Origin of the sequence: Paenibacillus xylanilyticus, assembly GCF_047246825.1 — a bacterium.
GTDB lineage: Bacteria > Bacillota > Bacilli > Paenibacillales > Paenibacillaceae > Paenibacillus > Paenibacillus xylanilyticus_B.
Window position 1 is genome coordinate 635,735 of record NZ_JBFOLB010000003.1, and the last position, 23,866, is coordinate 659,600.

At 46.0% G+C, this 23,866-nt stretch carries 14 protein-coding genes; 1 reads left to right on the forward strand and 13 read right to left on the reverse strand.

Features of this window, described 5'->3' with window-relative positions; all coding sequences use genetic code 11:
* Positions 1-281: 281 nt before the first annotated feature.
* The 5 genes from AB3N00_RS22200 to AB3N00_RS22220 all read right to left on the reverse strand — a co-directional run bounded on the left by AB3N00_RS22200 (position 282) and on the right by AB3N00_RS22220 (position 7,276).
* Positions 282-1,976 carry a diguanylate cyclase gene (locus AB3N00_RS22200; RefSeq protein ID WP_413036536.1) on the reverse strand — a complete coding sequence of 565 codons (1,695 nt, stop codon included), beginning with the start codon at positions 1,974-1,976 and terminating at the stop codon, positions 282-284.
* Between the two features lie 294 nt (positions 1,977-2,270).
* A complete protein-coding gene (locus AB3N00_RS22205) occupies positions 2,271-3,035 on the reverse strand; it encodes an AAC(3) family N-acetyltransferase (RefSeq protein ID WP_413036537.1) in 765 nt (254 codons plus the stop codon).
* Positions 3,036-3,237: 202 nt separating this feature from the next.
* Positions 3,238-4,656, reverse strand: coding sequence for an L-arabinose isomerase (araA, locus tag AB3N00_RS22210; protein ID WP_413036538.1), 1,419 nt, complete (start codon positions 4,654-4,656; stop codon positions 3,238-3,240).
* A gap of 306 nt (positions 4,657-4,962) precedes the next feature.
* Entirely contained in the window at positions 4,963-5,658 is a 696-nt protein-coding gene (locus tag AB3N00_RS22215) for an L-ribulose-5-phosphate 4-epimerase (RefSeq protein WP_413036539.1), read from the reverse strand.
* Position 5,659: 1 nt separating this feature from the next.
* A complete protein-coding gene (locus tag AB3N00_RS22220; RefSeq protein WP_413036540.1) occupies positions 5,660-7,276 on the reverse strand; it encodes a xylulokinase in 1,617 nt (538 codons plus the stop codon).
* 461 nt (positions 7,277-7,737) lie between these two features.
* On the opposite strand from AB3N00_RS22220, the gene AB3N00_RS22225 reads away from it, so the two are divergent.
* On the forward strand, positions 7,738-8,829 hold the full coding sequence (locus AB3N00_RS22225; RefSeq protein WP_413036614.1) for a GntR family transcriptional regulator: 1,092 nt from the start codon (positions 7,738-7,740) through the stop codon (positions 8,827-8,829).
* 142 nt (positions 8,830-8,971) lie between these two features.
* Here AB3N00_RS22225 and AB3N00_RS22230 read toward each other — a convergent pair whose 3' ends face one another.
* The 8 genes from AB3N00_RS22230 to AB3N00_RS22265 all read right to left on the reverse strand — a co-directional run bounded on the left by AB3N00_RS22230 (position 8,972) and on the right by AB3N00_RS22265 (position 23,649).
* Positions 8,972-9,733 carry a leucine-rich repeat domain-containing protein gene (locus AB3N00_RS22230; RefSeq protein WP_413036541.1) on the reverse strand — a complete coding sequence of 254 codons (762 nt, stop codon included), beginning with the start codon at positions 9,731-9,733 and terminating at the stop codon, positions 8,972-8,974.
* A gap of 395 nt (positions 9,734-10,128) precedes the next feature.
* Positions 10,129-11,268 (reverse strand): 5-methyltetrahydropteroyltriglutamate--homocysteine S-methyltransferase, encoded by a 1,140-nt coding sequence (locus AB3N00_RS22235; protein WP_413036542.1) that lies wholly within the window; start codon positions 11,266-11,268, stop codon positions 10,129-10,131.
* 185 nt (positions 11,269-11,453) lie between these two features.
* Positions 11,454-11,873, reverse strand: coding sequence for a DUF3237 family protein (locus AB3N00_RS22240; RefSeq protein ID WP_413036543.1), 420 nt, complete (start codon positions 11,871-11,873; stop codon positions 11,454-11,456).
* A gap of 48 nt (positions 11,874-11,921) precedes the next feature.
* Positions 11,922-12,854: an alpha/beta hydrolase fold domain-containing protein gene (locus tag AB3N00_RS22245; RefSeq protein WP_413036544.1), complete on the reverse strand. Its 933-nt coding sequence runs from the start codon at positions 12,852-12,854 to the stop codon at positions 11,922-11,924.
* 175 nt (positions 12,855-13,029) lie between these two features.
* Positions 13,030-13,911 (reverse strand): phosphotransferase enzyme family protein, encoded by an 882-nt coding sequence (locus AB3N00_RS22250; RefSeq protein WP_413036545.1) that lies wholly within the window; start codon positions 13,909-13,911, stop codon positions 13,030-13,032.
* A 210-nt stretch (positions 13,912-14,121) separates the two neighbouring features.
* Positions 14,122-14,898, reverse strand: a complete 777-nt coding sequence (srtB, locus tag AB3N00_RS22255) for a class B sortase (RefSeq protein WP_413036546.1) — start codon at positions 14,896-14,898, stop codon at positions 14,122-14,124.
* Positions 14,899-14,917: 19 nt separating this feature from the next.
* Entirely contained in the window at positions 14,918-21,001 is a 6,084-nt protein-coding gene (locus AB3N00_RS22260) for a carboxypeptidase regulatory-like domain-containing protein (protein WP_413036547.1), read from the reverse strand.
* 524 nt (positions 21,002-21,525) lie between these two features.
* Complete coding sequence (locus tag AB3N00_RS22265; protein ID WP_413036548.1) at positions 21,526-23,649, reverse strand: bifunctional metallophosphatase/5'-nucleotidase; 2,124 nt, start codon at positions 23,647-23,649, stop codon at positions 21,526-21,528.
* Between the last annotated feature and the right edge of the window lie 217 nt (positions 23,650-23,866).

The following is a 23,866-nucleotide window of genomic DNA, read 5'->3' on the forward strand; positions in this document are numbered from 1 at the left end:
ATCTCCGCTCATTTATAATAGGATTAAACTATGTTAGCAGAAGTCTGGCAGCAATACATCTGGCTAACATCCTGATTTTACCTAATTAATAACTGTGTTTGTTCTGAGCATCGGTGCTATGGTCCTATATGCATATACCCACTTTAAATCACTTACCATTCAACTGGCATAAAATTAGTGCTATAAATTTTTGAATGGGTTCAGAGAAAAATAAATGGCACCAATCCGCTTGGTGCCATTTGTAAGCTATATTTATAGAAGTGCCTTTATTCTCATCTTAATCAAGAAACTTCCCGCTCAAACTCCGCAAACTCAATCCGATTACGCCCATTCTGCTTCGCCTGGTACAGTGCCTTGTCTACCGTAGCGAACAGCTGAGTCAAATACCCCTCGGGATTATCCGGTACATGCTCAACTTCAAAATCCTCAATGGAGAGAATTCCTATACTGATCGTAATGGATACCTGCCCAATCTCATGATTCACCACCATGTGGTTGGACTCTACGGATAACCTTACGCGTTCCGCTATTTTCTGAGCTAACTGGCGCTCGGTGTGCGGCAGATAGATCATGAATTCCTCTCCACCATAGCGCGTCAGAATATCGGTACCCCGAATGGATTGTTTTATTGCCTGAGCCGTACGGTACAGCACTTCATCCCCGATGACATGACCATAGCGATCATTAATCGCTTTGAAGTAATCGACATCCAGGAGAAGGAGTGAAAACGGGGTCTTATAATGAACATTCGTAATCACCTCATGCGTTAGCTGCTGTGTCAGATAACGGCGATTGTAACAGTCGGTCAAACTGTCCGTAAGGGCCAGCTCCTCCAGTTTACGATTGGCCTCGGATAACTCCTGCCGAATGCGATCCAGGGCATGGTTGCGTTCCTGAAGCATTTCATTCTGCCGGTTCATTTCCTTTACATAGTAGCGCTCTTGCGAGACATCCTGAAGCGTAAGGATATAACCAATAGGCAGCTGGAACGTATCAACGATTGGAGACGTTTGGAGTATGAAATGACGCTCGATGTCACGCTCCACGATAACTTCTATCTGAGACAACTTATTTTCTTTTTTCTTATACTGATCCAGAAACGGCTGGCTACTGCCCTCTACGCGAACAGACCTCAGAAACGCCTCCATATCAAAACAATCCCCGACATACAGATTTATAACGGATTTGGATGCCTTGTTAGCTTCAATAATGGTATCATTCTCATCCAATACAAGAATCCCATATGGAATCGTATTAATGACATCCTCATGGGCAATGGACACCAGGTCGAAGACATTATATCGCTTAATGACATATACAAAAAATAAATCCGACAGAAAAATCCCCAGCGAAGTCAGTCCGGGAATGATGAACGGTATCCATGCTCTTAAAACTACATTCAGAAGGGCATCAATCGCCGCGAAAATAGCCAGCACGAATATGCCCCACAGCGTGATTTTCACCTGTTTTTTAATCGTTGGTGATTTATCGGAGGCACGAAGTGCCCCAAACAAAATAAAGAGGGAAGCCACAAAATAACTTACGAGAACAATCATCACAAACCAGAACCATGGTCCGTATGCCCGTTCTACATAACCTCCCTCCAAAGGGGTTACAAACCAATTGAGCGGGTTCATCACCACTCCTACGGCTGCAACAATTGCTGGAGTAAACAGCAGGAAGGATCTTCTTTTACCTAATCGATCAGCATATCCGGTGATAAAGATGGTCAACAGAAGCCAACCACTTCCAAGCAGTGAGACGGCGACGAAAGATAGGGTCACATAAAATAACTGCCAGCCTGGATTATCCGACAACACGATGGCAAATTGACAGAAGGGCCAGAGCATCATCAAACCATGAAATAAAAAGTAAACCTTATGTAAATTCGTAATTCTAGCAGTAGCAAAAATATAGACGTATACACCAAACAACAGGACGAATAAAAAAAGATCATACCATACCAATGGGCTCACAAATCTTCTCCTTCTTGGTTGCGACTACTACGATATCAATGAGCTAGGTTGTTTCGTAACCCCTAAGTGATGCTCCATTAAAACTATAACTGCTATTCCTCTACAAAAACTTTTGGTTAAATTACCCATATCTTATCATACAGCTAAAAGGGTGAGTAGGCCATACAATGGAAATACAGCCAAGCACTGATTTATTTCTGCAACTATTTTTGCCCATTTGTGAATGGTTTAGAACGTTTATCATAGAAAAGCAAGGCAATCCCCCGCCCGTTACCGAGCGGCATTGAGTTGTATCTAAGCTTGCGCCAGCGGGAGGTTATCCGAGAATAAATCCGGATTCTCCTTAAGCATCTCTGTGATAATCTCTGCCACCTTGGCCGCATCACACACTCTTACGACTGCATCGCCAAGTTTTCCTTGGCGCATCGCCCCCTTATGCTCCAGCACTTCATCTACTTTCCAAAAATGCTCTGACCACGATAACCCACAATGCCTGCGGGAAGGCACTGAAATCTCTGTTCCATCAGGCAATATGGTAACTAACTGCTCATGCTCATCCGTTAAACGTCCCGGAATATCCACCCATTCCTCAACGCCATGGATAAACGTGTTTCGTTTCAGGTCAACGCCGACCAGGAGAATGGTCGCTTTACGATCGAGCAGCTTCCCCCAGGCCGATCCTCTCGCACAGGGTGTGTCATATAGGTGATCGTCCTTCGTGAAAGTCTCTGCATCGAAGCCCTTTGCTGCAACTGAATGTGTAGGGTGCCATGAACGCACCACGCCTGGCCGTTTACGGAAAAGCTCGGGTAAGATCCCAACACAGCATGGCGAGGATTCCACGTGGAACATCGGGTTACTCGCATTGATGGTGGACCATGTATGCGTTGGCAGCACCAGCAGTCCATCTTTCATATAGTCAGTAAAGGCATCCAACACGGTGTCTGCTCCACCTTCGACCTCACCCAAACTTTTCATCGAAGAGTGCACGAGCAGCGTGCCTTGTCCGTCAATGCCAAGCTCGTGCAGTTGATCAAGCAAGCTTTCTTGAGTATGCATGGTTAATGGATAACCTCCTTTGGGCTATTATAGCAAAATAAAGCGAGCTCTCCGGTAGACTGAGCCCCCTCCTGAGATTGACACTAACACGGATTGCAGTTTGCCACACCTTCAGTCTCACTGCATGACAAAGGGCCGAGGGAATCCCCCGGCCGCTAGGCAATAATGGATATGAGTCCAATTATAATAATTTATTTCACGCTTATTTAATGACAACGTACTCCAGGTTAACCAGCTTTGCATACGTTACGATCTGATCTGTTGTCAGGTTCAAGGAAACGACCGTGTGGTGACCGCCACCGTTCTCGATCCAAGCCTTGACTCCATCCTGGAAGTTTGGCTTCACGTTCCACAGTACACGTGCCACTGGCAGATTCGGTGCTGGTACGGTAGGCTCGAATGCAGATACTTCATTGATCAGCAGTTTGTAATGTGTACCGAAGTCAGCCATGGATACGACAACACCTTCGCCAGCTTTGCCATCGAATACCAGACGCGCCGGATCTTCACGGTCGCCAATACCCAGTGGGGACACGATGATTCTCGGTTTCGTGCTAGCGAGTGTAGGATCTACTTCAAGCATGTGAGATTGCAGGATAGCTTCCTGTCCAGCGGCCATCTCGTATGTGTAATCTTCCATGAAGCCCGTGTTCTCGTTATGGGCCATGATTTTTAGCAAGCGATCCAGCGCAGCTGTTTTCCAGTCACCCTCACCGGCAAAACCGTATCCTTGAGCCATCAGACGTTGCACAGCCAGACCCGGAAGCTGCTTCATGCCATGCAGATCTTCGAAGTTCGTAGTGAAGGCACTGTAACCACCTTCGTCCAGGAAACGTTTAATGGCAATCTCATAACTTGCTTGAACGCGTACACTAGCCTCCCAAGCTTCCTTGCTGTTGGTACCATAATCGAATTCATACAGCTCCGCATACTGAGCGATCAGATCATCGATTTCCTGCTCGGTTACAGCATTTACAACCTGTACGAGGTCACCGATGCCGAAGTAATCGACAGTCCATCCAAATTGGATTTGTGCTTCCACTTTGTCCCCTTCGGTTACGCCCACGTTACGCATGTTATCGCCAAAACGGGCAACTTTGATGTTGAAGCTTTCATTATAGGCAACAGCCACGTCCATCCAATCCGCAACCTGCTGCTGCACTTCAGAACGCTCCCAGTAGCCAACCACGATTTTATTCTGTTTTCTGAGACGGGCATTGATGAAACCATATTCGCGGTCACCGTGTGCCGCTTGGTTCAGGTTCATGAAGTCCATATCGATGGTTGCCCACGGAATGCTTTCATTGAATTGGGTAGCCAAGTGCAGCAAAGGTTTTTGCAGTAATTTCGTACCACGAATCCACATTTTCGCCGGAGAGAATGTATGCATCCATGTAATCACGCCCGCTACATCGTCGCGATAGTTGACTTCTTTCATAATGCTCGTGATCTTATCTGCGCTTACCGCCAGATCCTGCAATACGAGCGGGTATGGCAGAACGCCGCTTGCATTCAGAGCGTCCGTGATTTTCTGTGCATTGGCTTTGACCTCGCCCAGTGCTTCTTCTCCGTACAAGTGCTGTGAACCGACCACAAACCAGAACTCTTTTGCTGCTGACATATAATCATCCTCATTTCATTTTTATAGTTGAACAAGTGGGTTACACTTACCACTCCGATTGCAGTACCATCTTTCGATCGCTGGTTATCCCCGGATTTCTTTGATCTAATAAGGATGATATCCGGGGATAAAGGCGAAGTATATCCTTCCGAAGTAGCTTTCTTGCAGAAAGCTTTTAGCTTCGCTTCTCCAGATTGGTTCTGCACTCTCCGTTATCGTGTAAAAGTTTTTATACAACTTCATTGGTAGTAGTTACAAACAACTTATTCGCTTGAATTATTATCAACCGATCGCTACATAACCAAATTACTTCTGTCCGTAATACGCGTCTTTTCCGTGCTTCCGCAAATAGTGTTTATCCAAAATGCCTTGCGGCAGTTCTTTCGCGAAGTTATTCAATTGCCGCGCGTACAGGTTCATTTTGCACACTTCCTCCAGTACGACACTGTTCACCACCGCAGACTTGGCATCTTTCCCCCACGTAAACGGTGCATGACCATGGAGCAGTACTGCTGGAACTGCCATAACATCAATCCCACGCTGTTCAAACGTTTCAATAATGACGCGTCCTGTCTCCGCTTCGTATCCGCGATCAACCTCGTCCTGATTCAGGAAACGCGCACAAGGTACCGCCCCATAGAACGTGTCCGCATGCGTTGTTCCCATTACAGGTACATCCAATCCGGCTTGCGCCCAGATGGTCGCCCAGGTGGAGTGCGTATGCACGATGCCGCCAATCTCAGAATAATGCTTATATAAAACGGCATGTGTCGCTGTATCCGAGGATGGTCTCATCTCGCCTTCCACCACATTGCCGTCGAGATCAACAACGACCATATCGCTTGGCTTCATTGCATCATAGCTAACGCCGCTTGGCTTGATGACGAATAGCCCGCTATCCCGATCAATCGCGCTGACGTTGCCCCATGTGAATTTTACGAGTCCATGCTTCGGCAATTCCAGATTCGCCTCATAAACCTCTTGTTTCAGTTGTTCTAACATCCTAGTCCCTCCCGTTCTCTACCAGATGGTCGACAGCCGCCTGCTCAATGGCCAAGCCCTTCCGGTAGCGTTCGATAAATGCTTCAAACCCTTTGACATCCGATGGATCCGGGGCAACCTCTTCCCCAGCAACTTCGCTAAAGACTTTCTGCTCCAGGAACACATCCAGGCTCTCCTGCGCATCCTTGTTGATCATGTACGAAGCGAGAAGCGCCATGCCCCAGGCTCCGCCTTCACCCGCTGTAGACATAACGGATACCGGTACATTCATGGCGGCGGCTACGATTCGCTGTCCAACGACTGGCGTTTTGAACAATCCACCATGGGCCAAAATGCTGTCGATGGCGACATGCTCGTTCTTCGTCAAAATATCCATTCCGATCTTCAGCGCGCCGAATGCGGTAAACAGATGCGTGCGCATAAAGTTAGCCAGGTTGAAACGGCTTTCCGGTGAGCGAACGAACAATGGACGGCCTTTGTCGATCCCCGTAATGTTCTCGCCGGAGTAATATCCGTAGCTCAGCAGTCCACCGCCATCCGGGTCTGCTTCAAGCGCTTTGTTAAACAGGACGCTGAACAGCTTGCCGTTGTCGGCTTCATATCCCATTGCTTCAGAGAATTCACGGAACAATCCGATCCAGGCGTTGATGTCGCTGGAGCAGTTGTTGGCATGCACCATGCCCACCGGACTGCCATCTGGCGTCGTGACCATGTCGATCTCGGGATAAACTTTGGACAGCTCATTCTCCAGCACAATCATGGCAAAAACTGACGTGCCAACTGATATATTGCCTGTGCGTTTTCTGACGCTGTTCGTTGCGACCATACCTGTCCCGGCATCGCCTTCCGGCGGACATAGCGGGATGCCTGTTTGCAGGTCTCCCGCAGGGTCGAGCAGCTTCGCTCCTGCCTCCGTTAATGCACCTGCATGCTCGCCAGCGAGATATACCTTCGGAAGAAGGTCCTCGACCTTCCACGGATAACCTTTGCCTGCGATCAACTCATCGAACTGCCCGATCATGGATGGGTGGTAGTTATGTGTAGACTCGTCAATTGGGAAAATGCCCGAAGCGTCACCAATCCCGATCGCTTTATTCCCGGTCAACAACCAGTGAATATATCCTGCCAGCGTGGTCAGGCTATCGATACGAGGCACATGCTCCTCTTCGTTTAAAATCGCCTGGTACAGGTGCGCAATACTCCAGCGTTCCGGAATGTTGAATTGAAGGAGATCCGTTAGTTCCCTGGCAGCAACCCCCGTGGTTGCGTTACGCCACGTCCGGAACGGCACCAGCAGTTCACCCGTGCGATCCAATGCAACATATCCGTGCATCATGGCTGAAAATCCGATAGAACCGATGGTTTGCAGCGTGATGCCGTATTTCTGTTCCACATCCTGCTTCATCTCGCGATATGCGGTTTGCATGCCTGCAATAATATCCTTTTGGTTGTATGTCCAATATCCGTCTTTCAGGAGATTCTCCCACTCATAACTCCCGGATGCGATGGTGTCGAAACGTTCGTTAATCAATACGGCCTTGATCCGTGTCGATCCGAATTCGATGCCAAGTGAAGTGGTTCCCTTCGCAATCGCCTCTTTCATCTCTTCATGACTCATAACCATGGTTGTCCCCTCTCTGATCGCAGTTTTATAACCGAAGGCTGATCGTTATGTTGAAGCTCTAAAACTGCAGTGACTTTATGATGAATTCATGAATTCGTATAAAAATATTTCCTGCTGTTACGTCTCTCAAGTGAGAGAACAGTAACCATCCTATTTAAGAAGGCGCTTTCCTTTTCTGACAGCCTTAGTATATTTTTTGTACGTACATTTGTCAATAATATATAATAGTTATACTTACAATAAACACGATATTGCCTATTCCTGTGCTAATCTCTACTTGATTTAAGGTATGCTGTAGGGTACAGTTTCATGTAATAAGTCCAGAATTGTACGGTTCTTTTCGGAAAATATGCTGTTTCATTTTCATTAGAACAGAATCATGATAAAATATGTACGTACAACTATTTGAACAATACCGTTTCTATAGATGAGTAATGATGAAAGAAGTGGATTGCGTGAAGCCAAAATACCAGATCATTATTGACGATATAAAGAGCCATATCCTTTCGGGGACATATAATGTAGGCGAACAGATTCCGACGGAGTCCGCTTTGCAGGAGAGTTACAACGTGAGCCGCCAGACGGTTCGGAAGGCCATTTTGGAGCTGTCAAACGAAGGTTTTTTGAGAAGTGAAAAGGGTTCGGGCACCTATGTCAGCAACCAATACCGATCCAGATCCGGCGGAAATACGATGAAAAAGACGATCGGCGTCATCACAACGTACATTTCCGATTACATCTTCCCCTCGATCATTCGCGGCATAGAAAGCCGATTGAATGAGGATAATTATTCGCTGCTGCTGGCCAGCACCAATAATGATGTGGCACAAGAGAAAAAGGCACTGGAAATGATGCTTTCCTATGGCGTCGATGGGCTGATTGTGGAGCCGACCAAAAGCAATCTATATAACCCTAACATTGCGTACTATCTGTCGTTTAAGGAACAGGATGTCCCGTTCACCATGATCAATGCCTTTTACGAAGAGCTGGAGGTTCCCTTCTTCTGTCTGGATGACGTGCAATCGAGTTATCTCGCCACCCGGGAACTCATTGCCAAAGGACACACCCAGATTGGGCTTATTGCAAAAATGGATGATTTACAAGGAAAGTACCGGATGAAGGGGTACATCAAAGCGTTAGGCGAAGCCAAACTGCGGTTTCATCCAGAGCAGGTGCTTTCGTTCGATACGGCGTCGAAGCCGGATCTGTCCACCAATGTGGAAACGTTCCTGAATGAAAACAGGGAGGCGCTAACTGCCATTGTGTGCTATAACGACGAGGTTGGGCTGGAAGTGGTTCATGCTTGCCGGAGACTGAGCATATCCATTCCGGATGAGTTATCCATTATTGGACAGGACAATTCATACATCGCCAAGAATGCCAATATCCAACTCACGACACTAACCCATCCCCAGGAGCAAATGGGCCGTGACGCCGCCGACTGGGTCATCAAGAAGCTGCAAGGCAAAAAGGATCTGCCCACCAATACCTATTACCAGCCTGTCCTGATTGAGGGCGAAACGGTGAAGGAAATTGAGGTGGAATAACATAGTGGTGGATGCGCGTATTAACGTAAATTTCTTTCACCACAGACAAAGAAGGCCGTTGATTTTATCTACGGCCTTTTTTGTCCTTTATAAAGAGTAAAATAATCAAACTTTTTTCTGAATTTGTCTTCTCAATCCGAATTTATTCCGATTGATCCGCTTCATCATTTTCCAAACTTACAATCACACCGTTCCTCTCCAAGTTTTGCACAACCTGCTCTGCACGCTCATTCAGTGGGTTGTTGGCCAAATATACCTCAGTTAAATGAGGAATGGTTTCGAGCACTGCAATATCCTGAATGAGGTTATTTTCCAGATAAAGATGTTCTAATGTTGGATGGTTCTTTAGCGGTGTCAAATCCTGAATTTTATTATGGTCCATAATAATCCATTCAAGATTTGTCTTCTGGAGAGGTCTTAGGTCCGACACCTGATTGCCGCTTGCAAGCAAACTTGTAAGATTGCGTAAATTTTTTAAAGGTTCCAGACTTTTGATATGGTTATCGCTAATCAATAAACTCTCCAGTTTACTTAATCCTGAGAGTGGAGATAAATCTGTAATTTGATTCCCATCTAAAGCCAAGAAATTTATCTTTTTCAGCTTGGTGAGCGGTTTTATATTTTTGATGTTATGACCGGGCAGAACTAACTCCGCTATGTTAACCGCATATTCAAGCCCTTGGAGATTAGAAATCTTACTTTTTGCATCCATAGAGTACAAGGATTTTAATTTTTTCAAATCGCTTGCCTTTAGTTCTTTTTTAGCCGACAGCTTCAGATCTGCTCGAATGATTTTTGCCAAAACTGGATCTTTGATAACCGATGCTGCCAAAATTGTTGTTGTCGGTAATAATAAAAGAACCAAACAAAATACGATGATACTTTTTGCGAATTGATTAGGCATAGGAATTCTCCTTAAAATTAGTGTCTCAAACTTCATATCTTTCGCTGATACTTGCAGATCTTCATTGCTTTGTCCATCACTAAGGTCATTACTTACTTCACTTTTTCTTAGTCCGTTTGTTTTTGGTGAACCTAATTATGTACGATTCATGGCTATCTCCTTACATGATTTAATAATAAAAATATACCATGATCTGGAATGTAATACATTGAATAAATTGCTGTGCATAATTGAAGAAATCCCTGTCTCATTTCCATACAGCATTTCGGTATAACCAAAACTTTACTTGTTTCAGGTATTTGGAGATCGTATAACGTATCCAAAATGTAATATAGCCGTACGGATCTACTATCCCGTACGGCTATAACATGATTTATTCTACTTACCTATCTAAATTAGTTCCAGATCTCTTCGGCAATTTCCTTAATGAACGCAAGCTTGCGCCATTGCTGTTCCTCTGTCAGGTGGTTGCCTTCCTCCGTGGAAGCAAATCCGCATTGGGGACTCAGGCAAATACGGTTCAGATCGACATATTGTTTCGCTTCCTCAATACGCTTCAGAATGTCCTCCTTGCTCTCCAGCTCACCGAATTTGGAAGAGAACAGGCCCAGTACAACCTGCTGGTTGTCCTTCAGGAAACGCAGCGGTTTGAAATCGCCTGCCCGTTCCGTATCAAACTCCAGATAGAATCCGGAGTAGTTGTCGATGCTCAGCAGTGTTTGCGCAATTGGCTCGTAGCCCCCGCCTACTCCAGCAAACGTCGAAACGTAATTGCCGCGGCATACATGGGTCGTCACCACGAGGTCTTCCGGCAGGCCGGATACCACCGCTTCGTTCAACTTTGCGAGCTCGCTTGCATACTCGGCTACATTTACGCCGATCTGCTCCATGAGCGCCATGAATTGTTTATCGCAAAGCGCTCCCCACGTGCAATCGTCAATTTGGATACTGCGGCAACCAGCTTCATAAAAGGCCAAAATGGCTGCTTTGTACGCTTGGGCAATGTCCGAGAGAAGTTCTTCACGATCTGGATAAATGGACTGTGTGCTTTCCTTGTTGTCTGCACGGTCCAATTCGAACAGGAACTGTGCTGCCGCAGGAATCGATTGACGTGCAACAACATCCTCGCCTGCAATACCTTTCAGAAAGGCATAATGTGATACAAAGGGATGATGGCTGTAACCGATCTTCCCGCTCAAACGGGCTGTCTCCGGTCTGGACTCAGCACCGTTGAATTGGTAGCCTTGATCAATTATAGTCCGTTCCACTCCATCAAGTCCCCAGAAGAAGTCCAGGTGCCACCAGGAACGACGGAATTCTCCGTCGGTTACCGCTTGGAGACCAACCTCTTTTTGTTTCTGCACAAGTTTCACAATTTCCGCATTCTCGACTTCCTTCAACTGCTCTGCGGTAATGTCGCCGTTATGGAACTTCAATCTGGCTTCTTTCAATGCGCTTGGACGCAGGAAGCTGCCAACGATATCATATCGAAATGGGGTAACCGTACGTTGTCTGGGTTCAGTCTGAGTGCTCATAGGTCAATCTCCTCGCCGTAAATGAATTGTAGGATTACTATAGCACAACCCAGCGGCTATACCGTTCTATGAATGAGTTATAGCCGGTTATAGCTATTGGCTATAACGTACCATGTCTTAAACTGTGTTCGAGCATTCGGCTGTCAAAACGCAGCTCGTTTCCGTTCAAACGAATTGGACCCAACTTATACAGGTCTATAAACTTTGATATCTATTCCCGACTCTACTTGCAGCCCTTCCCCCACGAGTATATCACCATTCAAAAAAGACAAGGCTTTGCTGTTTGTGATGATTTTGGGAGAGGTGCGAAACAAAACGTCCTTCAGCTTCTTGTTGAACGTTCCATTATTTTCGATGTATATTTCACAGGCCTGCCCCGTATAATCCGTTCCACGAAGCATATATCTTGCCGATAAGTTATGCCTGTCGCCAACCTTTCCAATGATTTGGGTATCCACCCCTCCGTCAAGGATGATTCCTTCAAAGTACTTTCCTGTCACATGGCCTGTAAAAGAAATCATGACTACCGAATCGCCATCGTCATTTTGCAGATTAAGAGTCTCCCTGATCATCACATGTACTGTGAGCACTTCTTCCCACTCCATAAGAATCCCACCCCACATTCCAAAGATATGAATTTGTCTGCTCAATTACTATACATTGTCATGTTGCAATGGAGGTTTATCCAAGAATGGCCGATACAGATGAGCCGATAAAAACTTTGCCGTGATGTCGAGAACCTGAGGATTCCATATCCCTATTCCGTGATCCGCCCCTACAACCTTATAAAACATTACCTTCTGTCCATGCTCTTGTAGAGCCTTGTACATCTCTATACTTTGGTTGATATGGACCACGTGATCACTGTCTCCATGGATGATAAGAAACGGCGGAAGGTTTTGATTCAGATCCTGATGCAGTGGGCTGGCCTTCTTAGCCAATTCTACGTGATCATTCATTTTTCCCCCAATGAATAAGCCTTCCGGCGAGTCTGCAGCATCATGGTCAAGAATATCATTGTATTTGCCCAGCGTAAGTAGGTCCGAAACGCCGTAATAATCGATGACTGCGCTGACTTCATCGGACTGTTCCCCATACAAGCCGTTATTATATTCACCCATGGTCAGTCCAGTCATCAGGGACAGATGGCCGCCTGACGAATCTCCCCATACCGCTACGCGATTAGGATCCACTCCATATTCCTCTGCTTTCTTGCGCATGAAACGGATTGCACATTTCACATCCTCAACAGCTGCCGGAAACCTGGCGATATCTGTATCCCTGATCTCAACGCTTGCAATCACATAACCCTTGGCTGCAATATGCGAAAGATTCGGAATTCCGGTGTATACATTCTGTTTTCTCCAGGCAGAACCCTGTATGAAGACGACAAGAGGGAACCTATAGCCCTCACGGTGCGGCGTGATAATCTGCAATCTTCTCTCCACATCACCATATGTTGCGTAAACGACATCAGGATGGTAAGTACAAGAATAATAGGATCCACCCTCTGCAAACTCTCCATATATGATCTGGGTTCCTTCCGGCATTTCATTAGCTGCTCGATCCGCTGCTTTTTGATCCACGTGTCCCAACCCCTTGTATAATTTTATCGCCCAAGACGCAAGATGGTAACCGATTTCAATATTTGAAAAACAACATTACTGCCAATTTCATTTTCATAAGATAGTGAATTCGCTATGATATCATCCTTATGAATTAAACATTTTTATGTCCACTTCGAACCTCTAAATACCCGACTCAACAACTCACTGAATTGCGTAAAGAAGAAATGCTTTCGTGTAAGAACGTTTGATTTCTCTCGATTCCTCTGTTTTTACACCAAACCACTGCACTGAAACTATCGTAAAAATCATAAAATGGCAGCACTCTTTCCAGACCCAATAGGGGGCGAATGGATTGATAACCCTCTATAAAAGGCAGCCTTGTTTTCGGATTGGCTCTCCATATATATCGGTTCATTTTAGTAAAATCTATCTCCGAGGATCCACCACGGGCACTCTCAAAATCAATGATTCCAGAAACCTTGTTACCATTCACCAATATATTAGCGGGTCTGAAATCCATATGAACAGTGCATGGCCCATCAGGATCAGGCAAAGCAAAGAATACCTCTTCAAAGTGAAGGACACATCTATCGTACAACTCCGGATCAAGGATCTCTCTACATGGCTCTTTCCACTTTTCAAAATTATTTTTAATATGTAGTCTCCAGTTATTTTGGTCGAGAAACGTAAATCCATCCGTCACATGGTAACCGTATCCTGGCATCGGGACCTCATGGAGCATCGCATGATACATGCCGATCTGATAAGAAAGTTCCTCATTCACATCTTCTGTGCATGGTAATCCTTGAATCTCCGATAGAAGCAAGGCTCCAGTAGTACATTCATCCCCGTCCCAAAAGTCTAATACTCTGGGAACAGGTAGCGTGTCTTTTAACCTTTCGAGCATCTGATATTCACGAAACAGTTTATCCTTATTATATGGAATTTTGAGATACACGGTTTCTCTGCTAGCAAGAGTAAGCTTGTACACTTCAGAACTATAAGACTCTGGAACATCGTCTACAGTCAAAACATTAAGCTTTAGTTTTTTTATGATATTTTGAATAGGACTCATGTATGTACCTCCCCTCTATGTGAACATCAGAACAGAACGGCAATCCATTATCTTACATAAATTAAATTCTTGATTGAATACCAATATCCTTTTTGAGGGAAATCGTATCCCTATTTTTTGCATCAATATCTCCCCGGAGGCAAAAAAATCGCGTCCTCCAATAGGAGAACGCGATATGAAGCTGACTGATTTTGTGTTTCAGCATCGTCATTAACGCTTTCGGGCGACCACCGCAAGCCTGCCGTTTTCGGTCGAGTACTCGCACGTGGACAGTACAATAAGCTTGTCGCCATACTGGGCTGTTACACCCGTGTCATAAAGAGCGAGTTTTTTGATGTTCTGAACATACGAATCGAACTCGTCGGGTGTACTTACATTCCCAATTTGATAATATTTAAAAACGTCGTCCGATTTGCGATAAACTTGTGATTGAATAACAGCAACAATCTCATACTCTTCCTTTTCGTAAAGCGTGCTGAATTGGAACGTAGAATGCTCTTTATAAAAGCTTTCGTTTTTGTACTTCATTAAATCTTTAAACATCCAGCCGCTTTTCATGTGATGTCCATGAATCAGCAAAATGTCCGAACTGTTGGCCCGGCTATGCTCGTCCAAAAAGGGGAGGCCGCCTTTATTTTCCTTTTTATCAAAGTCATGATTGAGATAGTACTCCGTATCCTGTAGATTCTGCATGACCGGGTACTCAATGCGGGTGCCGTCAACCTTCAGCCAGCCGACGATGTCCGAATTCCTCTCGTAAAGATCCCGGAATTCGGGTAGCATGACCTGCTCATTCGCCTTATTGGACAAAAAGGAGGGGAATGTATCCCCTCCTCCTTTGTCTGACCCTTCCTCCCAAACTTTTGTCAGTTCTTCGATTTTCTGCTGCTCAGTATAATCCCGCAGGAGAGTTCTCCCAACACTGAAGAGAGAAAATACCAACACAAGGGAGGAAACGGCGATAAGAATTTTTCTAGTTTTGCTCAATTCCTTACCGCCTTTCCGATCACTGGATGTGCTTTTTCTTCTTATTACCGAGTAGACAGAATCCGATTGTCACCAAGGACATCAGTGCCAAAACCATATAGAAGATTGGCGATACGCTGTTGTCTCCGGTTTGCGGAACATCGTCGAGCTCATTATCTCCATTACCCGCACCCTTATCGGCTAAGTCGCTGACATTATCAACTCCGTTGTCAATGTTGTTAGTCTCATTGTTGACGTTGCCAGGCTTGGAATTGTCAGGTTGGTCAGGTACAGGGCTGACAGGGCCTGGATTTACCGGCTCCGGTGCAGGGCTGACAGGACTTGGATTCACCGGCTCCGGTGCAGGGCTGACAGGACCCGGATTCACCGGCTCCGGTGCAGGGCTGACAGGACCTGGATTCACCGGCTCCGGTGCAGGGCTGACAGGACCTGGATTCACCGGCTCTGGTGCAGGGCTGACAGGACCTGGATTCACCGGCTCCGGTGCAGGGTTGACAGGACCTGGATTCACCGGCTCTGGTGCAGGGTTAACAGGACCTGGATTCACCGGCTCTGGTGCAGGGTTGACAGGACCCGGTACGCCACCGGTGTTTATCGGCTTCATTGGCACATCGTATTTTACAATGTCAAAATCAACAGAAATCGTATCGCTCCTGTGCGTTTCGTATCCATCCTTCGTTACGATTAAGTAGTAATCCGCTTCAGGAAATACCATGTACGCATAGAGACCATTTGCATCGCTATCCTGCTCCGGGCTCTCGTTGTCATGCGGTGGGAAATTCGGAACTGAAGGAAGCGTTACTTTCGTATCCGGAATGCGGCCGTTATCTCTGTTCCGCTGCGTATCCGCATAATACAGTGTAACTCTGGCTCCATCAATTTTCTTCCCAGTGCTGGCATCTCCTGTCGTTTCATCATAAACCGTACCGTAAGGGTCAACCAATGCCTCGGAGATATTCAGCTCCCCGTCAGCTTTCACGTTCAGTTCTGTTACTTTGAAGAGCAGTTCCTCACCGGTCTCAGCTTTATAGCGAACTTCCATTGTGTACTTCTGCTCGCTTAGCCCCTCCACGGAGAAAGTGCCGTTCGAAGCCATCGGGAACGCCTTGGGATGGCCGTTCTCCTCAACATACTTGCCGTCCTTATCCTTCAAGTAGATGTGCATCTGGCTGGTGAATGACTCGTTGAACAGCTCTGTTGTTCCATCCAGCTGCTTGAACAGAACGATCCCTACCGCTGTAATGTCCGCCGGAATCGTCTCGTCTGTCACGCTGCCGTCTACATTTGCTTTTTGCGTGAACTCGACAGGCACATCTTTCCCGCCTACCTGATACCACTTTGTATATGTGATTGTGTAGTCCGTATCCGCTGTGGCTGGGATCGCATATTCACCCTTCTCATTTGTTTCCGTTTGAAGCTCCTTGCCGGTCTTCAGGTCGGTTATCGTAATGGGTGCATTCGGAATGACTTCTCCTGTGTTGTTGTCACGCAGTACGCCTTCCAGATACGGGCGGGTATTAACAAAGTTTGCTTCAGCCACATTTTTCTCTGGAATGATGCCTGTGCGAACGAGACTTTCAGGATCTGTCACATAGCCGTCTTTCGCATAATCATCCTGGGTCACTGTATATTGGAGAGACGCCGGCAGTCCTTGCACAACCAGCGTCTGGCCGTCTGTAAGCTCAAAGGTCTCTCCGTTTTGGATTGTGCCGTTGCTTCCGTCTGACTTCTCATAGACGTAAGATTCGCTTGCGCCCTCTCCTGTGAAGTTGAGGGTGTACTTGAACGATTTCTTTTTATCGTCGTCTTTGCCTTTAACTGTATTGCTGATGAACAGGCCGCCCTTCAAAACCCGAATGTTCGTGAAAGGGGCAATTACATCCTTGCCCTCCATGATTCCGGTATGATACCGTTCCTCAGGATTGGTCATGTAGTCATCGGCTGTGTATTCCTTCTGGGTAACCGTGTACTTCAGATCCTTAGGCAGATCCAAAATATTCAGAGTCTCTCCATCCTTGAGTGTGAAGGATTCACCAGACTTGATCGTCCCCGTGCTGCCGTCCGATTTCTCGTAAGAATAGCTTCCGTTCTTGCCTGCATCCTCAAAGATGACCGTGTATTCGAACTCCTTCGTTTTATCGCCGCCATTGCCCATGACCGTATTGCTGATGGTCAGCTTGCTGACGATCCGTTCATTGATGAAGTCCGCCTTGTGATCGCCTTTATTCACGATTGTGTCGGTCAGCTCTCTCGTCTCCGGCGTGGTCGTGTAACCGTCAACGGTCGTGTAATCGGCCTCAGTCACGGTATAGACCAGACCCGCAGGTAATGCCTGGAGCGTCACAGACTCCCCGTGTTTGAGGGTAATCTTGCCACCGCTTTTGATTGTACCAAACGTATCATCCGACTTCTTATAGGTGTATTCTCCGTCCTTACCTTCGCCCTCGAAAGTCACGGTATATTCAAAATCCTTGGAAGAATCGCTACCGTTCCCCTCCACCTTATTGGTGATGGTCAGCTTTCCTTGTGCCGGTGTAGGCACAACCAGCGGATTATCAGAGGTTACTTTCACGCCATCTACCCAGATGGGCTTTCCAGGCGTATTGCCTACATAAACCTGATAAATTCTTGTAGTCGGCAACCATGTCGTTGTGTCGATATACGTTTCCTTCAACTCATAATACCCTGGATCGGGGAATAGCAGATTGAGTTTCCCTCCGCTGTCGGTTGTTCCTTTCGCAACTTGAGTCCCGCCGTCTTTTTTATAGAGTGTAAACTCCACACCTTTTAGCGGATTGTTGTCGGGATCCACCTTCCTCAGAGGCAGAAGGGCATTGGAGCTTGAACTTCCGGCAACGTCTGAATTGTCCAGCGTGCTTTCACTTCTGGCACTGACTGTTTTCAGCTTGTCATCGCCCATCAGCTTTACTTCGTTACCCATTTTGTCGCCAGCTTTTGCTTTGGAAGGGTCAACCTCCGTTTGGTAGACAAACTGGTAAAACTGATTAGGGTCATCCATTTTAAATGTTAGCACCGTCGTGCCGTCCGCGCCTGGGACAGCTTCTACCTGAACTTCACTATTCGGGTCGCTGAGATCCAGTGCTTCTCCCTCTCGTTCCAGTGCTCCGCTGGCAGACAGCTTAGCCCGATAGACGGCCATACTAGGTGCTGTTAGCACAAGCTGTCCATTTTCTTCATAGCGCAGATCCATACCTGCACCTATGGTATCCTGCAAATATACACCCTGTGTCATGTTAAATGGAGGGGTATAGTTTACTGTCCATTCGAGTACTCCTGGAACTGGCTTCGTTACTGACTTGCCAAGGGTTTGAACTGGTACAATAACTTTGCGCTGTTCAGTGAGAACCTTCTCCACACCACCCCATGTCATATGGAGATCGGCTTTGTTATACAGTACCTGCTTGTCTATGCCGCTTGTGGTGTATTCATCCAAATACTTCTGCAGGGCAGCGTTGGAAGGTCTAGCCTTCACCAGAATGATGTATGGACTCTCCAACTTCGAGAAAGTGAACGTCCCCTCGTTTCCTTGATGTGAAAAACTGACTACATGCGCACTGGTACCTGGTTCAATACGTGTTCTGGCATCATTCCGGACACCATACTCTGTACCTGATCCATTGTCCGAAAGTCCTTTCCAAAGCTCAAAGTCCTCACCTTCAGAAAACGGAACGAATTCCCAGCCTTCGGGCAGTGTGTCCACCAGCTTGATATTGCTAATGACTCGATTACCGCCATCCTTGGCCATTTCTTCCGTGTTATATCCGGGCATGTTTACCCCTAAACGGAATGTGACCGTCTTGGTTGTTCTGTCATAAGCAGAAATGGTCCATGCTTCATTGTTATCGTTTCTAATATAGTTGCTAACGTTATTCGGGCTTACATTTTCAAGTGTACCATCTGCCTTCAATGGCTTCGAGGCAAAGAGCATATCCTTGTTCAGCATGCGCAGATGAAGATTAACAGCGTTTTCCGTCATTTTTACGGTATCACCATCTAACAGAAGAGCCCGATTCCGAATCGTTTTTCCGGAATCGATATTCTGCCTGAAGAGGATATCCGGGTTGGTCTCCAGTGTACGGAAGCTGAAAGATGCGGCCATATCCGTATACCCAGTCACCTTGATTAAATCTGCCACCACTTTACCGTCTACGGTTAAAGGAATAGCTTTTGTCGTAAGTCCGGTTGCTGTGGTCTTCAAAGTCCCCTCATGATACTGCTTCCACAGCTGATACGAGTTAACATTGGCCTTAATTTTTGCAATGGTTTCCTTGCTCACTTCGCCGGTTGCATCCACCGCGTTGTCCAAGACGTTTAAGTCTCCACCATGTACCAGCACATCGTATACCGCTGCATCAGGCAGGTTATACTGTGGCGTCAGATTCACGGTCCAGGTAACGCCACCCAAGCTATAATCCTCGGTTGAAACGGCGCCTGTTTTGGTAAAAGTGTGCGCGCCGATGCTGACAATGGCCTCATCAGTCACTGCATTAGGCCTTGTACCGGTCACGACATCGTTGTTTTTTATGCCATTAGGTGTATCCAGACTCCAGTTGGCACGAGGATCTATTCTGAAGCTTGAACCGCTTGTTACCTTGCTCTTAATCACTAATTCTACTTTACCGTTGATATTCCCAAAGGAATACATGCTGTTTGCATCTGGTGTAATAGGCTGTACCTCAGATGCAGTGTTATCCACCCAAGTCTGCCATTCAGCTGATATAAAGTCCAGCCCAGCAGGTAATACATTTGTAATAGTAAAGTCCTTTAACCCTTTTTTGTTATATTGGTTAACTGTGACCCTCCATGTAATGGTTTCATTCGGATGGTCATATGAGGCACTGGCTTGAATCCAGTCGGGAGCAAAAGAAATCTCCTGACTTGCCTGCACCAACATAAGATTGTCCTGTCTCAGTTCCACTTTGCCATTCATATCCCGGTGGCTGCGACCAAGATTGCTTGGCGGATTCCGATACTCGTAATAATAAGCTTCCTTGGGAATCCATGTTTTATATTCAACCTTTGGATCCAGACCTGTTCCCTCCGGAAATAGGTAAGTCAGCGATCCGTCTGCCCCAATGACTGGAGTTACATTTTGGCCATTTACTTTGAATGAACCCTCCATATAGATGCCGCGGACATTTCCGGGGTTGGTATTATAGGTTGTGGGATTCGTATAGAATATCTTTCCGTCCAATGGTAATTGAACCGTTTTATCAAACTGATCGAATGCAGACACCGTTGACTCCCAGGTAATTGCACCCTCTACCAACTGGGCTGGTTGAATCCCCCTGTAACTATACTGATCCCATCTAATCATTCCAGGTGAGCTTAACGTTATGCTGTATGCTGCTGTAACATCCGGGTTCTTTAGCTCATATGCTCCCCCGAAAATCGAAATAGGCTTTGTATCACCGTAATTCATGCCTGTTACATCCGAATTGGCAGTGGTTTCGAAGCCAAAGGTAACCCCTCGTCCGACACCATTAAAAAACCAATCATCACCATCAAACACAATTTTGATGCTATTCGGGGTGAAGGAGGCAGTACCGAGCTGCTTCACACCCATATCGGTTGTTGCCATTAACGGCTTGGTAGCTGTCGGCAGCACCACTTCATTGAAGTAGGTATCCCTTCTTAACTCGATTGAGTCGCCCTTCTGAATGTACTTGGTCGTGTCATTCTCATCCGGCGTGTTTGCATAATCCCCTTTTACCGGCACCTTGAGGCCCTCTGATTTGAGGGTAAATGCCTGTCTGCCTTGGATTGTACCGCCTGGAGCAATGTCAGTTCCCTGCGTCACCTTCAGCGGAAAGGTTGAATTAGCATCCATGAACACTGCCGTTTTTTCCGTCGGAACTGCCGCCATCACTATGGAATCGTTCGGCACATCGTACACTGCGTCAGTCACTGGTACCGGTTCATCTGTGCCCCGCAAATCAGTTTCGCTAATGACCGCTGCCCCAGCATCGCTTGGCTCGCTATCCGCATATGCAGTGACAGAAAATGCCACCGTCTGTAAAACGAGCATCATTGCCAGGAAGCAAGAGAGTATTGCCTTACCCATGTTGCGTTTTTGTTTCAAAATACCTTTCTCCTCCATTTCCAAAACTACCAAAATTCATTACCAGCAGCCTGATCGTCCCGATCACACTAAACCGAATGAATTTCTTCTATTTCCTTGATCCCAGTAGCCCTTTGCCTTATCGAAATCTTGCAGAGTTCCCTCCTGTTCACCTCCTCCATAGATCGTTGGCTCGTAAAAAATACACTTCGGTCCGAGTTTCCACTCTTTCTTGTTTAGTTTAAAAAACGAGTCTCTACAAAATCTCAACAAACTGGACTTAAATCATGGCATTGAACTATTTGAGGATCTGTTTTGATAGGAAAGGGTTTCTTACTTGCTTTGCTTTATTGGGGGAGATTATCAATTGAAGGAGAGTATTTAAGTTTTAATCATACAAAAGCATAAAAAACACATCCTGGTTTGGGATATAGCACTCTCCTAGATAAACCCCTTCATAAATTGGAGGTTTATCAATAGAAGAAAGCTATTTTCCAAAAGGATGTGCTTTCCTGTTTTAATATAAGGTTTGAATAAGTTCTATACTATGAAGCTTTCGCTGCAACAGCTTTTTGAATCAGAGCTTTTGCATCGTTAGTGGAGAGGCCTTGTTTAGGCTCGAGCAAATTGCCCTCTGCTGCTCCAAGAATTCCTTTGTCAATCAGGTTAGCCAACGATTTAACCGCATAGGCAGACACGGTTTTGCCATCTCCAAAACCAGCAATGATTGCAGCAGCATCTTTATCCGAAGCTGGATTTTTCAACAATTTAGCAAGGATGGTAGCCGCTTCTTCTCGAGTGATATCACGATCAGGATTGAAGTTGCCACCAAAGCCTTGAATGAATCCAGCGTGAGTCGCTTCAGCGATCGCATCCGCATATGCAGCATCAGCAGCAACATCCTTGAATGTAGGTGCTGTAGCGACTTCGTTTAGTTTCAACATGTCTACCAGAGCACTTACAAAGTCAGCACGGGAGATGAATTCAGTTGTTACAGGTGTCTCTGGTTGTTCTGTAGGTGCAGCTACGTTCGTAATACGCGCTTCTGTTTCAGCTTGAATCGCACCGCCTTTATACGTATCTACAATGTACTGATAGAATACATCCAGATCGATAGGACCTGCCAAGGATGATTTGGCATCCACCAGCACTTTATAGTTATCTCCACCTGCGGCCATAAAGTTGTTAACTACAGCCGTATATGTTTTTGCAGAATCAATAGGTGTGCCATCTTCAAGACTAAGACTCGTCACACGTTCTGCAACTGGCTTATTGAAATCTGCCGTATATTTCAGGCCAGAGATTTGTAGTGTTTTGGTGTTTGGTGTACCGTCTGCATTGGTTCCCCATTGCTGCTCCAACAAGGTTTGAATTTGTTCACCAGTCAGCTCAAGTTTCACTAACGTATTGCCAAAAGGTTGGATTTTGGCAAGATCAGCAAAGGTCACATCGCCTTCGGGCAGATCCGCACGAATACCACCTGGATTCATAAATGCAAAGTCAGCTTCGCTTGCGTTATCACCAAAGTCTGCTTGACGCATAGCATCTGCAATGAGGTTTCCCAGAGGTGCTTCGTTATTGTAAGCATCTGTGCGAGTGACAGAACCATCTGTTGTACCTACTGGCTTGGTTAGCTCAGGATGCTTGTCCAATGATTTTTTAATAATAGCCAAAGATTCAGGGTCTTCTTTTACACCCTCTTGGAAAGTCGTTGTAACTGTAGCTGATTTTTCGGTTACATCCCCAGTCGTAGGGTCAATCATCAGCTTGATATCTTCGAATGCCGTACCATAAGAATAAGCCTGAACGACCAATTTTCCATTCACTTCACCATTAGCCAATGCATGATTGTCACCTGCAACGATAACGTCAACAGGGGAATCTGCTGCCAAAGCCTTTGCTAAATCAGCTGCTTCTCCAGTGGTTACGCCTTCTTTGGTCGTTGCTGGATCATGCGCCAGGACGATGATCGTCTCTACACCTTGATCTTGCAATTCTTTTGAATATTTATTAACGGCTTCAACTTCTTCTTCTGCGCTTAAGAAACGCACGCCTGCTGTACCCGATGGGGATACTTTAGCAGGTGTAGCTTTTGTCACCAATCCGATAAATCCGATTTTGACGCCGCCCACTTCTTTGATCACATATGGCTTAATTAATGTTTTGCCAGTGGAAGTCTCCACAACGTTTGCATTCACATAATCAAATTTTGCACCCGCATGAGTGACCTTGCCTTCTTTTGGATCAAGGCCGCCAAAGATTTGTGCTTTTAAGGCAGCAATCCCTTGGTCAAATTCATGATTGCCCAAAGAACCTACGTCAAAGCCCATCATATTCATCCATTCCATCGTAGGCTCATCCCGATCGAGAGACGAAACTGGAGCAGATGCACCGACAGAGTCTCCATTATGGAAGAGTAGGGAGTGTTCATATTTGGCTTGAGCCTCTTTTAGATATGTAGCTAGAATTGGAGCCGTTCCTACCTTTTTATCACCAACCAATGATGTGGTATCCAATTGACCGTGCAGGTCATTGATCCCGATCAAATGTACTTCTACATCTGTACCTGCAGCAGAGACTGGACCTACCGCGCCGAATAGTTGAGAAAGCAATAATGCAGTAGTAGCCACACGAATGGTGCTTTTACCCAGAACTTTTTTCCATGACATGAGTTAAAAAACCCCTCTCCAATTTCTGATCCTGAGATATTTTAACATAAATCAATTCATAAAAATCGCGAATTTTATCAAATGGATGTAAAAGATTTCAAGATTGATAGAGATGGGATATATCTGTATCTGGCTCTACACCAAAGTTTGTGCTTGGGGCTTCGATCTATTCTAAAGGGGGATTGTCCCACATCCAAAAGACGTTTTTTTTGAGGAA

What these genes read in the sequence shown, in the direction of transcription:
- AB3N00_RS22240 (WP_413036543.1), bottom strand. Translation starts at nt 11,873, where the DNA reads ATGGAGTGGGAAGAAGTGCTCACAGTACATGTGATGATCAGGGAGACT.
- AB3N00_RS22220 (WP_413036540.1), bottom strand. Translation starts at nt 7,276, where the DNA reads ATGAGTCATGAAGAGATGAAAGAGGCGATTGCGAAGGGAACCACTTCA.
- AB3N00_RS22215 (WP_413036539.1), bottom strand. Translation starts at nt 5,658, where the DNA reads ATGTTAGAACAACTGAAACAAGAGGTTTATGAGGCGAATCTGGAATTG.
- AB3N00_RS22235 (WP_413036542.1), bottom strand. Translation starts at nt 11,268, where the DNA reads ATGAGCACTCAGACTGAACCCAGACAACGTACGGTTACCCCATTTCGA.
- AB3N00_RS22250 (WP_413036545.1), bottom strand. Translation starts at nt 13,911, where the DNA reads ATGAGTCCTATTCAAAATATCATAAAAAAACTAAAGCTTAATGTTTTG.
- AB3N00_RS22205 (WP_413036537.1), bottom strand. Translation starts at nt 3,035, where the DNA reads ATGCATACTCAAGAAAGCTTGCTTGATCAACTGCACGAGCTTGGCATT.
- AB3N00_RS22265 (WP_413036548.1), bottom strand. Translation starts at nt 23,649, where the DNA reads ATGTCATGGAAAAAAGTTCTGGGTAAAAGCACCATTCGTGTGGCTACT.
- AB3N00_RS22230 (WP_413036541.1), bottom strand. Translation starts at nt 9,733, where the DNA reads ATGCCTAATCAATTCGCAAAAAGTATCATCGTATTTTGTTTGGTTCTT.
- araA (WP_413036538.1), bottom strand. Translation starts at nt 4,656, where the DNA reads ATGTCAGCAGCAAAAGAGTTCTGGTTTGTGGTCGGTTCACAGCACTTG.